This window comes from Chitinophaga sp. 01L420, assembly GCF_056399985.1.
On the sequence record NZ_JBFTSK010000036.1, the window covers coordinates 62,981 to 76,643 of the forward strand.

Sequence of the window (13,663 nt, forward strand, 5' to 3'; positions counted from 1 at the left end):
TTTCAGGGGAGCAGGGGCCACTACCTTTGCAGGATAATCATTTGATGTATGCAAAGTGAATCTGCTTTTAAAAGAATGAATAGTGTAACATGGCTGTTGCTGATAGCTGGAATGTTGTTTGCCGGTCATCTGCAGGCGCAGCAAAACAACCCGCAGCTCCGGCGGCTTTTTGACAGCTACTATGAAGCAAGAATGGAGCTCTTTCCGCTGGAGGCCACCGCTGCCGGCTACCATCAGTACGACAATAAACTGGCTATTGAAGGAAGTGCGCCCAATATCACGGCTACCGCTACATTTTACAGGAAGTATCTGGGAGAATTGAAAAAATATGACCGGACAGCATTGACAGAAGCAGACCGGATTTCTTATGATATACTGGTTTATACAATTAATACGGGGCTGGAATCTTTAGCCCTGCACCTGGAATACATGCCGATGAATCAGTTTGTATCTACTCCGCTGGAACTGGCCGCGTTAGGGGCGGGTGGCGGCGATCAGCCATTTAAAACAGTGGCCGATTATGAGCGCTGGTCAGAAAGAATGCTGGCCTTCATGGAATGGACGGATACCTGCATCGCCAATTTCAACAAAGGTATTCGCGCAGGAATGGTACTGCCCAGGGCACTGGTAGTAAAAATGATTCCTTCCCTGGAAGCGCTGGCGGAGAAAGATACCGCCAAAAATATATTTTACAAACCCTTATCGCAGTTCCCGGCGTCTTTTAGTGCCGCTGAAAAGCAACGGCTGACCACCTTGTATCACCGGGTGATTGCCACCCATATGTGTCCGGCTTACGGGAAGCTGGCTACTTACCTGAAAGACATCTATCTGCCGGTAGCGCAAACCCATGCCGGGTTGAACGCCATCCCCGGAGGGAAGAGGATCTATCAATACTGGGTGCGTTCCTTTACCACCTTACCGGAACTTATGCCGGAACAAATTTTTGCCACGGGGCTGGCAGAAGTGGCCAGGATCAGGAAAGAGATGGAGCTGGTGCAGCAGCAGGAAGGGTTTAAAGGCACCTTACCCGCGTTTTTTTCTTATCTGAAAACAAATCCCCGCCTGATGCCTTTTAAAACGCCGGAAGAGGTGCTGCAGGCTTACCAGGATATCTACAACAGGGTACAACCTCATTTAAAAGAATTATTCGGACAGCAGCCTGCCACACCTATGAAAATCCGGCGGGTGGAAGCCTATCGGGAAGCCGCATCCGGAGGCCCTTTCTACATAAAAGGCAACCTCGATGAAGGCCGGCCCGCTATCCTGTATGTGCCGGTACCCGATGCCCGCAAAATCAATGTTACCTTTTATGGTATGGAAGCCACTTTTTTGCATGAAGCTATCCCCGGGCATCATTTCCAGATCGCTATCCAGCAGGAAAATGGTGACATCCCCGCATTTCGCCGGCAACCGACTTTCAGCGCCTACTTTGAAGGCTGGGCTTTGTATGTGGAGTCATTAGGTGAACAACTGGGATGTTATAAAGATCCGTATCAGAAAATGGGGGCGCTGAACAACGAAATTCACCGAGCCATCCGATTGGTCTTAGATGTAGCCATTCATACCGGCAAAATGACCCGCGAAGAAGCAATTGCCTATATGATGGCCAATGAATCTGTCAGTGAAAGCATTGCTACCGCTGAAGTAGAACGCTACATGGCTATGCCCGGACAGGCGCTGTCTTATAAAACCGGTGAAATGAAGTTAAAAGCACTGAAGACGAAATTAGCTTTACAGCTGGGAGATAAATTCAGCCTGATTAAATTTCATGATGCACTGCTGAAGTACGGAGACATGCCCTTGCAGGTGCTGGAGGATTACATGAATAAGAATTACGAATTATGAATTACGAATTACGGATTTGTGAGTAGATATAAGCGAATGTTGATCTTCGCGTTTACTATCTCCGCTAAATTCGTAATTCGTAATTCGTAATTCGTAATTCGTAATTCGTAATTCGTAATTCGTAATTCTCAATTCCTCACTCATATCCATTCTTCAGCAACAGCACTGCTCCTGGTTTGGCTGTCAGCTCCAGGAAGCCATCGCCGTTATTCTTAATTTCAAATCCCTTGTTGCTGGCGGCAAAATAGGTTTTAAAGGGCAGCTTCAACCGCGTATGACCGCCTTTCTCTGCCACAATTTTCACTTCAGTTACTTGTCCATCTTTCTTTGCACTCAGCAAAAATGCACCTTCTGCGCGCAGGTTTTCAAACGATACATCGTTCCAGGAAGCAGGAATAGCGGGCATGATGGTGATGAAGCCGGCATAGCTCTGTAACAGCATTTCCTGTAATCCCGCGGCAAAAGCAAAGTTGCCTTCGAGCGTAAAGGGACGGTACTGAAATTTGGATAAGCCTGTTTTGGTTTGATCTCCATTCAGGTGAAAGCTGTTGATAGAACAAAATGCCCTGGCAAAGATCTGTAGGTCTTTGGCGGCGCCTTCTCCATCTTTGGCCCTGGCTTTCAGGTTGGCCATCCAGGAGTAGGAGTAACCGCACCAGTAATCCGGGCCAATGCTATCGGTAAGATGGATCGAGTTTTTGATGATGGTTTGTGCCTGGGCGCCATCTTCCCAACGGATAATGCCCAAAGGATGAATCGCCATCATATGGGAGAAGTGGCGGTGCGACTGATTATACGCCATTGTTGGCGCAAACATCAGTTCCTGGTTAGCCGTGAGTGCGAAATCATCAAATTCCGCCAGTATCTTATTCCAGTGGGCTGCTTCATTGGTTAATTTTAATTCGGTAGCCAGTTCTGCGGCTTTGCTGAAAGTGAATTTCATTAAAGCCAGGTCATAGTTGGTGTTTTGTGGAAACCAGGCTTCCAGGCTGTTATCATTTATTTCAGGACTGGAGCTGATTTTCAGCTGCCGGTGTCCATCTGCATTTTTTACGGTAATGCTTTCGAGGAAAGTGGCAGCACCTTTCAGCCAGGGGTATGCTTTCTCTTTCAGGAATTGTTGATCCATACTGTAACGCCATTGCAGGTAATAATGCTGCGCGAGCCACGACGATACCGTAGGAGAGAGGGAATATTGTATCCAGCCACCCATTTCCGTACCATCGAGGGTGGTTACACCGGGGACGGCGATACCGGCGGCGCCGAAATAAGTTTTCGTATAGCGTTGGTAGTTAGCTTTATTCTTTTCGAGGTGATTTAAATATCCCATGGCTTCATCGAGATGGTTGGCACTATAGGAAGGCCAGTAACTCAGCTGGGTATTCAGATCATGGTGATAATCTCCTTTCCAGGGGGCGATGCGGCCGTTGTCGGCGGTCCATACGGCCTGCAGGGAAATAGGCGGCGCATCTTTGCGGGCGGAGGCGCCAAACTTATATTGTTCCAGGTACCACTGTTTTTCCAGCAGGGTATCAGGTACGTGGATGGCAGACTTGCTCCAGAAGCGTTGCCACCAGCTGCTATGTGTGGTCAGCTGCCGGGTGAAGTCGGTGGTGGCTGCGGCGGCAGTTACTTTGTCTGCCTTCACATTAACTGGTTGGTCCGGATACTGGGAGGAAATACTCCATACACCTTCTATGGTGGTAGCATTTATTTTCTTCCAGCGTACGTTGATATCATACGTAAATCCATTCCAGCCAGCCTGGTGATAGGTGATGCTGTTGCCGGTTTTTACAATGCTGCCTTGCTGATAGCCCAGCCTGGATAAGTCATCTCCGCCTACAGGGTCGCCGCTATTGGTAACGGCTCCCTGGTATTGAGGGGCCAACAGTTGCGGTACTACATCAGCACTCACATTTTCGAAGCGGAACCATCCCAACGGCTTATCTGCTGCTACGAAGGTTTTTAGCCGTGCGCCATTGGCCCAGGTCACCTCACACAGGGCATTGGAAAGCGTAAGATGTACTGATTGTACGGCTCCCCAGCTTTTGGTATCAAACTCCAGGGCGCCTCCGGGAATTTTGGAAGGAGCTGGTTCCCGGTCATAAGGAGCATCAAAATATTGTTGTACCGGCGTATAATCTTTTTTGTTTACCTGGCCTATGACCCACTGATAGCTAAATTCTTTACGATGTAATCCTTTCATGGGGCGCAGGTCCCACAGATCGGCCCTGTCGAGCGAAAACCGCAGGTGGTCGCCTTTTTGCCAGATCAGGGCTCCCAACACCCCATTGCCTAATGGTACGGCTTCATCCCAGCGGGGGGCCAGTTTATCAAATTGCATATCATGGGGAGACGATTGACTATAAGTGGTCATTGTGACGACGCACAATGCCAGGGACATCATTAACTTGTTCATCTGTTCTGTTTAATAGGACAACTATATAAGTCCAATTTAACAGGAATAATTAATATTTTCTGCAAAATCAAGGGACACAACAATAATAGTTTCGCTATTGTTGTGTGTCATGGATCGTTTTATGTGGTCCTGGAGACGCTACAGAAGTTAGACAGAATTAGCTTTTACTTTTACTTTAAATATTTACCTGCAATTGTTACACTATCCTTCAGCAGGAGTCAAAACAAGGCGGAATGAAACAAATTGGAATTATATCATGGATCATTTTCCTGGCGATACAATTGTCCGCGCAGGAAAAAAATCTTTCTTACTACCTGGAACAGGCAAAACAAAACAGTCCTCTGCTGAAGGATTATCAGGGGCAGATAAAGGCAGCGCAGATAGACAGTCAACGTTTACGTGCCGCTTACGGCCCGCAGATAAATGGTGTGAGCAACAATACCTATGCACCGCTCGTTCATGGCATCGGGTATGATAATGCCATCACCAACGGTGGACAGGTAAGTGCACTCGTTACTGCCTCCAAAGAGTTAAATGGTAAAAAGAACCTGGATAATCAAATAAAAGGTATTCAGATCCAGCAGCAAGGGCTGCATAATACCGTAAAAATTTCTGAACAGGAATTGAAAAAGAATATAATCGCCCAATATATTATCACCTATGGCAACTGGACGCAGTATAGTTTTAATAATGACGTACTGTTGTTGTTGAAGGAAGAAGAAGTAATACTGAAAAAGCTAACGCAAACAGGTACCTATAAACAAATTGACTACCTGACTTTCCTGGTCACCCTGCAGCAACAGGAGTTATTGTTAAAGCAACTGCAAACCCAGTATCAGAATAATTTTGCACAGTTGAATTACCTTTGCGGCATCACCGATACTATTTTTACCCCTGTTTCAGATCCTTCAATGACTATTGAGCACCTCCCTGGCCTGGAGAATACGGTGTTTTATCATCAGTTCGAGATAGACAGTTTACAGTTGCGGAATACAGACGCTTCAATTAACCTGGCCTACCGGCCAAAGATCAGCATCTTTGGCGATGGCGGCTACAATTCTACGTTGGCACTGGATCCATATAAAAATTTTGGTGTAAGCGCCGGATTAAGTTTAACGGTACCCATTTATGATGGTAAGCAACGAAAAATGCAACATAGTAAAGTGGCAATATCTGAGGAAGTCAGAAAGAATTACCAGGACTTTTTCTCCCGGCAATATCATCAGCAAATACAACAGTTGGTGCAACAACTACAAGGGGCACAACAGTTAATTGATCAGGCCAATGGACAGATTGTGTATGCCAACGGGTTAATGCAGGCCAACAAACAACTCCTGGTACATGGAGATGTGAGAATCGCGGATTATGTGATTGCCATTAACAGCTACCTCAATGCAAAGAATATCATTACTCAGAATATTATAAATAAATACCAGCTCATTAACCTGATTAATTACTGGAATAGTGCTAATTGATAAAGCCATGAAATTATTTCCACTGCTCTCTGCTATCATGCTGATCGTTACTACTTCCTGCCATACAACTCCGCCTGCGGCAGAAGATAAAGCAATGCCCAACGGAACACCGGTTACAGTAATCACTCCTGAAACCGGGACTATGGGGGATTCCATAGAGCTGAATGCGACTGCTGCTTTTTTGTTGAAAACAAATGTGAAAGCCGTTGCCAATGGTTACCTGCAAAGTTCAGGTATAAAGTTGGGACAACATGTGGTACGTGGACAGGTATTATTTCTCCTGAAAACAAAAGAAGCAGAGAACCTGGGTAATACTATCAACAAACTGGACAGCTCTTTCCGCTTTACCGGTCTGATACCGATTAAAGCTACCGGTAACGGCTATATTACGCAGTTATCCAGTCAGGCCGGTAGCTACGTACAGGATGGTGAACAGTTGGCTACTATATCAGACGATAATAGCTTTGTATTTATTCTTAATCTGCCTTACGAGCTGACGGCACTCATTCCGGAAAACCGTAAAATAACGGTGTGGCTGCCGGATGGGCAACAGTTGCAAGGGACTATGGAAACACCTTTGCCCACTGTAGATGCAGTATCGCAAACGCAGAATTATGTGATCCGGGTTAGCACTGCGCAACCAGTACCTGAAAACCTGATTGCAAAAGTAAAATTCGTAAAAGTCGTGAAAGCCGGTGCCATATTCGTTCCCAAATCAGCAGTACTCTCGGATGAATCGCAAAGTGAATATTGGATCATGAAAATGACGGACAGCAGTACCGCCGTTAAGGTAGTCATTCGCAAAGGACTGGAAACAGGTGGCCGGATAGAGATATTATCTCCCGTATTAACCACTCAGGATAAAATCCTTATTAGCGGCAATTATGGACTGCCAGATACTGCTACTGTTTCTATCGTAAATAAATAGCCGACATGAAAAATTTTTTTCTTGCATATAAGAATCCTGTCACCGTACTGCTGGTGATCATTATTGCAGGCGGGTTATTTACCTATGGTAAAATACAGTCTGCACTATTCCCCGAAATCACCTTTCCCAAAATAAAGATTATTGCCGATGCCGGACAACAACCGGTGAATAAAATGATGATCACCGTTACCCGTCCGCTGGAATTAGCCATCAAACAGGTGCCGGACCTGAAAATGATCCGGAGTACTACCAGCAGGGGAAGTTGTGAAATATCTGCTTATATGGACTGGGCAGCTGATATTAATATCAGTCAGCAACGCATTGAATCAAAGATCGGAGAAATTAAAAATTCACTGCCACCGGATATCCAGATCAACGTGGAAAGGATGAATCCCTCCATACTGCCGGTAAGTGGCTACACGCTGGAAAGCCACCAACGATCTCCCATTGACCTGAAATATCTGGCCTCTTATACCATCAAACCATTTCTGTCGCAGGTGGAAGGTGTTTCCGAGATACGCATTATCGGCGGCAAGAACAAGGAATACTGGGTGCAGCTGGACATGCAGAAGATGAGTACTTTTGGTATTACGCCCGATATGATCAATACCGCGCTCTCACAAACAAATTTCATCAAATCCAACGGTTACCTTTCCGATTACCGGCTTTTGTACCTCACCGTAACTGATGCATTGGTGGATAGCAAAGATAAACTGGATCAACTGGTGATCAGTAATAACGGCAAACGTATTGTTACCCTGTCAGATATTGCTGCTGTGGGTATCCGGGAGGCCAAAGAATACATTAAAGTAAATGCCAACGGCAAAGAAGGGATCCTGATTGCTGTGATCAAGCAACCCAATGCCAACCTGGTAGATTTATCAGATCGGATGCAGACAAAGATCAATGATCTTAAAAAAAAGCTGCCCGCAGATGTGAAAATTTCGCCATACTATATACAGGCTGATTTTGTAAAAGATGCCATCAAAAGTGTAACCGATAGTTTATGGATAGGGTTGTTCCTGGCTATTATTGTGGCTATTATTTTCCTGCGCTCCTGGAAGGCCAGCAGTACCATCCTGATCACCATCCCTGTTACACTACTGCTTACCCTGATCGTATTGTATGCTATCGGTCAAACGTTCAATATCATGACTCTGGGCGCCATTGCGGCGGCCATAGGGCTGATCATAGACGATGCCATCGTAGTAGTGGAACAAATACACCGCACACATGAGGAACATCCGGACGAGCCTACCGTGACGTTGATTCAGAAAGCTATCCATTATCTATTCCCGGCCATGTTGGGCTCCTCACTCAGCACTATCGTTATTTTCTTACCATTTCTGCTAATGACAGGGGTGGCAGGCGCTTATTTCAAAGTGATGACCAATACTATGATCATTACGCTGGTATGCTCCTTTCTCGTTACCTGGATAGGGTTACCGGTCATTTACCTGTTGCTGACCAGTGGCAAAAAAGAGCGGAAAGCTATCGCGCAAACAGCTCCCGGACATGATGTGAAAAAACAGCGATGGGTCACCTGGTTTATTACCAGGCCCTGGGTGAGTGCCGTGTTTGTAGCAGGACTGGTATTGATGATATTTTTCATATTACCACAACTGGAGACGGGATTTTTACCGGAGATGGACGAGGGCAGTATTGTACTGGATTACAGCTCTCCTCCAGGTACTTCCCTGGAGGAAACAGACCATACCCTGCAACAGGTGGAAAAGATCATTACCAGCATCCCGGATGTAGCAGCCTATTCCAGACGTACGGGTACCCAGATGGGGTTCTTTATTACAGAACCCAACAGAGGGGACTATCTCATTCAGCTTAAAAAGAATCATCATCTGTCCACCAATGAAGTAATTGATGAAATACGGAAACAGGTGGAAGCAACGCAGCCTTCTTTGCGCATAGATTTTGGCCAGGTGATAGGGGATATGCTGGGAGACCTTATGACCTCAGTACAACCAGTCGAAATAAAGATTTTTGGGAATGACCAGCAAACATTGCAGGCATTGTCCAAACAGGTGGCAGCAGTAGTCGGAGCGGTAAATGGGACTGCCGATGTATTTGACGGGATTGTTATTGCAGGACCTTCCATTACGATGGAACCCAATAGCAGATTGCTGGCGCAATACGGTATTACCCCGGCAGCCCTGCAATTTCAGCTGCAAACTGCGCTGGAGGGAAATGTAGCTGGCGCAGTATTCGAAAAAGAGCAGCTGTCCAATATCCGCCTGATGTATCCTGGCAGCAGCCAGCTTAATGTAGCTGCCATTAATCATTTGCAGGTATTTTTGCCTGATGGCAGACTAAGGCCGTTATCCGATCTGGCCACCGTTAAAATCAACAGCGGGGAAGCTGAAATTTCGAGAGAGAATCTGCAATCCATGGGGATTGTTACGGCCAGGCTGGATAACCGGGATCTGGGGACCGTAATGAAAGAAATCAGTCAGAAAGTGAATGCGGGTATTTCATTACCTCAGGGATATAGTATTTCTTACGGCGGCGCATACGCCGATCAGCAGCAATCTTTCCAGGAATTGTTGCTCATCCTGATTACCGCAAGCTTATTGGTATTTGGCGTGATCCTGTTTCTCTTCAAAGACTTTATAGATGCGCTAATCATTCTTACGGTAGCAGTGCTGGGTATAGGTGGTAGTTATCTCGCTTTATATCTTACCCATACTGCCTTAAATGTGGGTAGCTATACTGGTATTATTATGATGGTGGGTATTATTGGCGAGAATGCCATCTTTACTTTTCTTCAGTTTAAAGCATCTCTGGCAGATTCGTCCAATGCAGATGAGGCCATCGTATACGCCATTTCCACCCGTTTACGGCCCAAGCTGATGACTGCTCTCGGTGCTATTATCGCCCTGATGCCGATTGCACTGGGTATTGGTACGGGTGCACAGCTGCACCAGCCATTGGCTATCGCAGTGATCGGTGGTTTTATCCTGGCATTGCCATTGTTGCTGATTGTATTACCCAGCATCATGCGGCTCAGGTATAAAAATAGAAAAGTCAATTTATAAAGGGGATCAAATAAATAAAAAGATGCGCTCGTTTTAATCCAGTACAAACCGGTATCCAACTCCCTTGATGGTGAGTATCTGGAGGCTTTCATCATCTTTTAAACAGGTACGCAGGCGGGTAATATATACATCGAGGTTACGGCTGTTAAAAAAGGAGTCATGTCCCCAAAGCAGGTCGAGTATACTTTTTCTATCGATGATGCCATCACGTTTTTCATATAATAGCCGGAGCAATTCACTTTCCCGGTAAGAGAGCTTCTTTTCTTCGCTGCCACTGATCAGCACCTGCCGCTTTGTATAAAACAGGAACTTGCCTATTTTGATTTGATCCGCCGGAGGAGTGGTTGTTTTAGGTGTTTTGCGTAATACATTTTCGATACGCACAATCAGTTCTTCCATACTGAAAGGTTTGCGGATATAATCATTGCCGCCCATTGTAAAGCCTTTTACGAGATCAGCAGTTTGTGTTTTGGCGGTGAGGAACAGGATGGGTACTTCAGGATTGATGGCACGAATTTCTGCAGCGACTTCAAATCCGTCCTTGTTGGGCAGCATTACATCTAATACGCATACAGTAGGGTTTACCTGTTTGAACAGCGACAGCACGTTATCACCATCACTTTCCATGATTACTTCAAACCCTCTGCGCTGCAGACTTGCCTTCACAATTTTACCCAACGACAATTCATCTTCAACGTATAAAATTCTAATGCTCATCTCATATTTTTTTAAACTTTACAATCCGGCGGTTTTTATCGTAGTAAACTACCGGCGCTTCTGCAAAAGGAAGTTTCACGGAGAAAGTACTGCCTTTACCTAATTCACTGTCTACCTCAATAAAACCCATATGACGTTGTACAATATGCGATACATAGCTTAGTCCAAGTCCATACCCTTTAATATTATGACGGTTACCATTGGGGATCCGGAAGAATTTTTCAAAGATTTTAGTTTTATATTCCTGCGCAATACCTATACCGTTGTCGACTACACGTATTTCGAGATACTGTTTATGATCAACGATATGAACAAGGATATTCGGATTCTTGGTGCTGTACTTTAAAGCATTGTCCAGCAAATTATATAATACACTTGTCAGGTGTAATTTGTCGGCGGTAATAATGAAATTGTTACCGGTTGTTTGCAGGGCCGTAACGGTCAGTTGTCTTTCGAATTGCAGCTTCATAGAAGCCATCACTCCTCTGGCCAGTGCCCGGACATCAAACTGTTCTTTGTTCAGGGCAATCTCCCGGTTCTCAAACATTGATAATTTCAACACTTTATCTACCAGTAAACCCAGTCGTTGTATTTCCTGCGCGGATATATCCAGGTATTCGTTGGTGGTTTCCCGGTCATCCAATGCATCAAAACTCCTTAACGCCTCAATAGCTACGCTTACGGTGGCAATGGGTGTTTTCAGCTCATGTGTCATATTACTGATGAAATCGTTCTTGAGCTGGGCCAGCTTTTGTTGCTGTTTCAGATTTCTATATAAAAGTAAAAAAGAAAAAATGGTGACGCCCAACAGGAGTACCGAAACCAGTATAGGTTGACTGATACGTCTTAACAGGTACCAGGTATTATTTTGAAATAACACCTGGTAGCTCAACGGCCGGGTAAAGCCAATAGTGACTACATTATCTTCGAAGTCATCGGGAAAGGTGCTGAAATATCTGCCTGTATCTACGGGGATGACTTTGATAGCAAAATCAGTGTTGATCTTTTCCCGCGCCAGTGCGGAGTGATAACGGTCTGTAATTTCTTTTACGGTAATAGAATCGCGCAGGGAATCCACTCCTGCCAGGAAATCATATACCCTTACTGTCTGAGCCGGCCTGGTGACCGCATATTGCATATTGAAAGAATCTCTCTCAGGGAAAGGAGGCTCTTTTAGTGCCACCATCATAGCAGTGGGCATAGCAGGCACACCTGCCATGACATGCACACCAGGAACGGCGGACGTATCAGACACGGCCGACACTGTGGATACCGTATTCATAGCGATTCTTGGCATGGTGGAGTCCCGGTATCTCTCTGTGAGCACATTCGAAAAGCGCATCACGCCTTGTCTGTCCTGTATACGCAGACTTATATTGGAGTCCAGTTTCAGCTTGGCCGCCTGTAATCGAAAAATCGTTTCCCTGAAAAGGATATTGGTGCGGCTGGTAAACAACTTTTCTTCTTCGCGATAATTCTTGCTCAGCCAGTAAGCCTGGAAAGCACTAATCAGCAGGATTGTTAACGCAATCAAAAAAGCAGTAACCGGTATGGAAAGTTTGTAGCGCATGTGTTGATAGTAATAGCAATACTAAGACAAATGTATCGTTTACTTTCCTCCCGCAGTAAGAACATTAACCTAAATTAACATTAAGTAAAGGCATGTTAACCTCCGTTGCAGCAGGAAGGGAATAGCTTTATTCCTTAAATGGTAATGGTATGAAAAAACTAATTTTAACATTTTCTATGGGATTACTGCTGCTTGCTGCACATGCGCAGCAAAAACAAGGCAGGGTATTGTATGAACGCACCATACAAATGGACATGCATATACAGGGACTGGCGCCCGCAAACGATGGACCAACATTACCCCAGTCGCATAAGGATAAGCTGGAGGTATTGTTTGGCAATGACCAATCACTGCGCCGTACAATGGACGAAGAAATGCCCGAGGAGTTCAGCGAACGCGCAGGGGCCATGCACGCCACCATGATGGTAGGGGATGCTGCTGATATTACCTATAACAATTTCGCTACAGGGCAGGTGATCGCTCAACGGGAATTTGGCGCAAAAAATTATATCGTGACAGACAGCATCCACCAACTAAACTGGAAACTCACCGGCAAAACGTCCACCATTCTCAACTATCCCTGCCAGGAAGCGGTAGCACAGCTCATCGGTAAACGCGCCATGATCCGTATGGAAAACGATCAGCTGAAAACAGAAGAAGTGGCTGATACTTCGAGCATCGTTGCCTGGTTTACATCAGCCATTCCGGTACCTGCCGGCCCGGAGTACCAGGGACAACTACCAGGTCTGATCCTCGGCATCAACATCAACGATGGCCGCACCATTTACACCGCTACAGAAGTATCAGCGAAAACAGATGTAGCTGTTATTAAAGCGCCCTCCAAAGGAAAGAAAGTGACCGTTGCGGAGTTTAACAAAGAAAGGGATAAGATGATCGCAGAAATGCAACGGAATGGAGGAGGAGGAATGCGGGTAATGAGTACCAGGCAGTAAAAGTATTCATTACATAAAAAGGCTCCGGAAAAATATTTTTCCGGAGCCTTTTTATATCGTCTGCTTAACGTATCATCCTGATGGTGCGTAGTCCGCTACCCCTGGAAAGGCCGTTTTTACTCAGACTATAAGTGAAGCTTAACTGGAAAAAACGTTGCAGATTTTTGGTGCGGCTGTCTTCAATATAATTCTGATTAGTGCTGCGGTTGATGCCTACATTTTGATTCAGCAGATCAAAAGCACTGAACTTGAGTTCTCCTCTGTTGAAGCGCAGGAATTGACGGCTGAAAGATGCATTCCACAAAGGTACATTGGTATTATAACCATTTGCCCGGCGGCTGTTAATGGTATAAGTAAAGTTGGTGGAGAAATAAAAATTAGCCGGTAACTGCCAGTTGATTTCACCTTCATACTGCTGCGAAAAATAGCCGGTGTTCAGCGTTGGTTGCAGCGAGTAATCAGTTTTGTAATAATTGAATCCACCGCTGAAGGATACGTCTATTTTGCTGGAAGGGTTCAGGTCAAAACGTACATTGGGGCCCAGCGAAAACGTGCGGATATTATTGGGCGCGGCATTGATAAACTGTTTTGTTTTGCTGTAACCTACGTTGCTGCCGAAGTTGACGCTACCTGGTATTAAGCGCAGCGGTAAACTCAGGCTGATGGTGCCAGTCATGTTATATACGCCGTTTACGTTTACCGGACG

9 protein-coding genes are annotated in these 13,663 nt (G+C 45.5%); 5 read left to right on the forward strand and 4 right to left on the reverse strand.

The window, feature by feature from the left end; genetic code table 11:
- The first annotated feature begins 48 nt into the window (after nucleotides 1-48).
- Complete coding sequence (locus AC1DP6_RS26610; RefSeq protein WP_477057570.1) at nucleotides 49-1,845, forward strand: DUF885 domain-containing protein; 1,797 nt, start codon at nucleotides 49-51, stop codon at nucleotides 1,843-1,845.
- A gap of 136 nt (nucleotides 1,846-1,981) precedes the next feature.
- On the opposite strand, the gene AC1DP6_RS26615 is transcribed toward AC1DP6_RS26610, so the two are convergent.
- Nucleotides 1,982-4,264 carry a glycosyl hydrolase family 95 catalytic domain-containing protein gene (locus AC1DP6_RS26615; protein WP_477057571.1) on the reverse strand — a complete coding sequence of 761 codons (2,283 nt, stop codon included), beginning with the start codon at nucleotides 4,262-4,264 and terminating at the stop codon, nucleotides 1,982-1,984.
- 233 nt (nucleotides 4,265-4,497) lie between these two features.
- Between AC1DP6_RS26615 and AC1DP6_RS26620 the strand changes: the two genes are divergently transcribed.
- Genes AC1DP6_RS26620 through AC1DP6_RS26630 form a run of 3 tightly spaced genes read left to right on the forward strand, consistent with a single transcriptional unit; the run spans nucleotide 4,498 to nucleotide 9,717 of the window.
- On the forward strand, nucleotides 4,498-5,739 hold the full coding sequence (locus AC1DP6_RS26620; RefSeq protein ID WP_477057572.1) for a TolC family protein: 1,242 nt from the start codon (nucleotides 4,498-4,500) through the stop codon (nucleotides 5,737-5,739).
- Between the two features lie 7 nt (nucleotides 5,740-5,746).
- Complete coding sequence (locus AC1DP6_RS26625; RefSeq protein ID WP_477057573.1) at nucleotides 5,747-6,667, forward strand: efflux RND transporter periplasmic adaptor subunit; 921 nt, start codon at nucleotides 5,747-5,749, stop codon at nucleotides 6,665-6,667.
- A gap of 5 nt (nucleotides 6,668-6,672) precedes the next feature.
- A complete protein-coding gene (locus AC1DP6_RS26630; protein WP_477057574.1) occupies nucleotides 6,673-9,717 on the forward strand; it encodes an efflux RND transporter permease subunit in 3,045 nt (1,014 codons plus the stop codon).
- Nucleotides 9,718-9,750: 33 nt separating this feature from the next.
- Here the strand turns inward: AC1DP6_RS26630 and AC1DP6_RS26635 are convergent, their stop codons facing one another.
- Complete coding sequence (locus tag AC1DP6_RS26635) at nucleotides 9,751-10,434, reverse strand: response regulator transcription factor (protein WP_477057575.1); 684 nt, start codon at nucleotides 10,432-10,434, stop codon at nucleotides 9,751-9,753.
- Between the two features lies 1 nt (nucleotide 10,435).
- Nucleotides 10,436-12,004, reverse strand: coding sequence for a sensor histidine kinase (locus tag AC1DP6_RS26640; protein ID WP_477057576.1), 1,569 nt, complete (start codon nucleotides 12,002-12,004; stop codon nucleotides 10,436-10,438).
- Nucleotides 12,005-12,153: 149 nt separating this feature from the next.
- Here AC1DP6_RS26640 and AC1DP6_RS26645 point away from each other — a divergent pair, with 149 nt between their 5' ends.
- The gene (locus AC1DP6_RS26645; RefSeq protein ID WP_477057577.1) at nucleotides 12,154-12,957 is read left to right on the forward strand and encodes a GLPGLI family protein; all 804 of its coding nucleotides are present in this window, start codon (nucleotides 12,154-12,156) and stop codon (nucleotides 12,955-12,957) included.
- A gap of 64 nt (nucleotides 12,958-13,021) precedes the next feature.
- Here the strand turns inward: AC1DP6_RS26645 and AC1DP6_RS26650 are convergent.
- The coding region (locus tag AC1DP6_RS26650; protein WP_477057578.1) for an outer membrane beta-barrel protein at nucleotides 13,022-13,663 on the reverse strand (642 nt) is incomplete at its 5' end.

Bases quoted from the DNA above. Each gene is read 5' to 3' on its own strand.
- AC1DP6_RS26610 (WP_477057570.1), top strand. From the start codon at position 49: ATGCAAAGTGAATCTGCTTTTAAAAGAATGAATAGTGTAACATGGCTG.
- AC1DP6_RS26615 (WP_477057571.1), bottom strand. From the start codon at position 4,264: ATGAACAAGTTAATGATGTCCCTGGCATTGTGCGTCGTCACAATGACC.
- AC1DP6_RS26620 (WP_477057572.1), top strand. From the start codon at position 4,498: ATGAAACAAATTGGAATTATATCATGGATCATTTTCCTGGCGATACAA.
- AC1DP6_RS26625 (WP_477057573.1), top strand. From the start codon at position 5,747: ATGAAATTATTTCCACTGCTCTCTGCTATCATGCTGATCGTTACTACT.
- AC1DP6_RS26630 (WP_477057574.1), top strand. From the start codon at position 6,673: ATGAAAAATTTTTTTCTTGCATATAAGAATCCTGTCACCGTACTGCTG.
- AC1DP6_RS26635 (WP_477057575.1), bottom strand. From the start codon at position 10,434: ATGAGCATTAGAATTTTATACGTTGAAGATGAATTGTCGTTGGGTAAA.
- AC1DP6_RS26640 (WP_477057576.1), bottom strand. From the start codon at position 12,004: ATGCGCTACAAACTTTCCATACCGGTTACTGCTTTTTTGATTGCGTTA.
- AC1DP6_RS26645 (WP_477057577.1), top strand. From the start codon at position 12,154: ATGAAAAAACTAATTTTAACATTTTCTATGGGATTACTGCTGCTTGCT.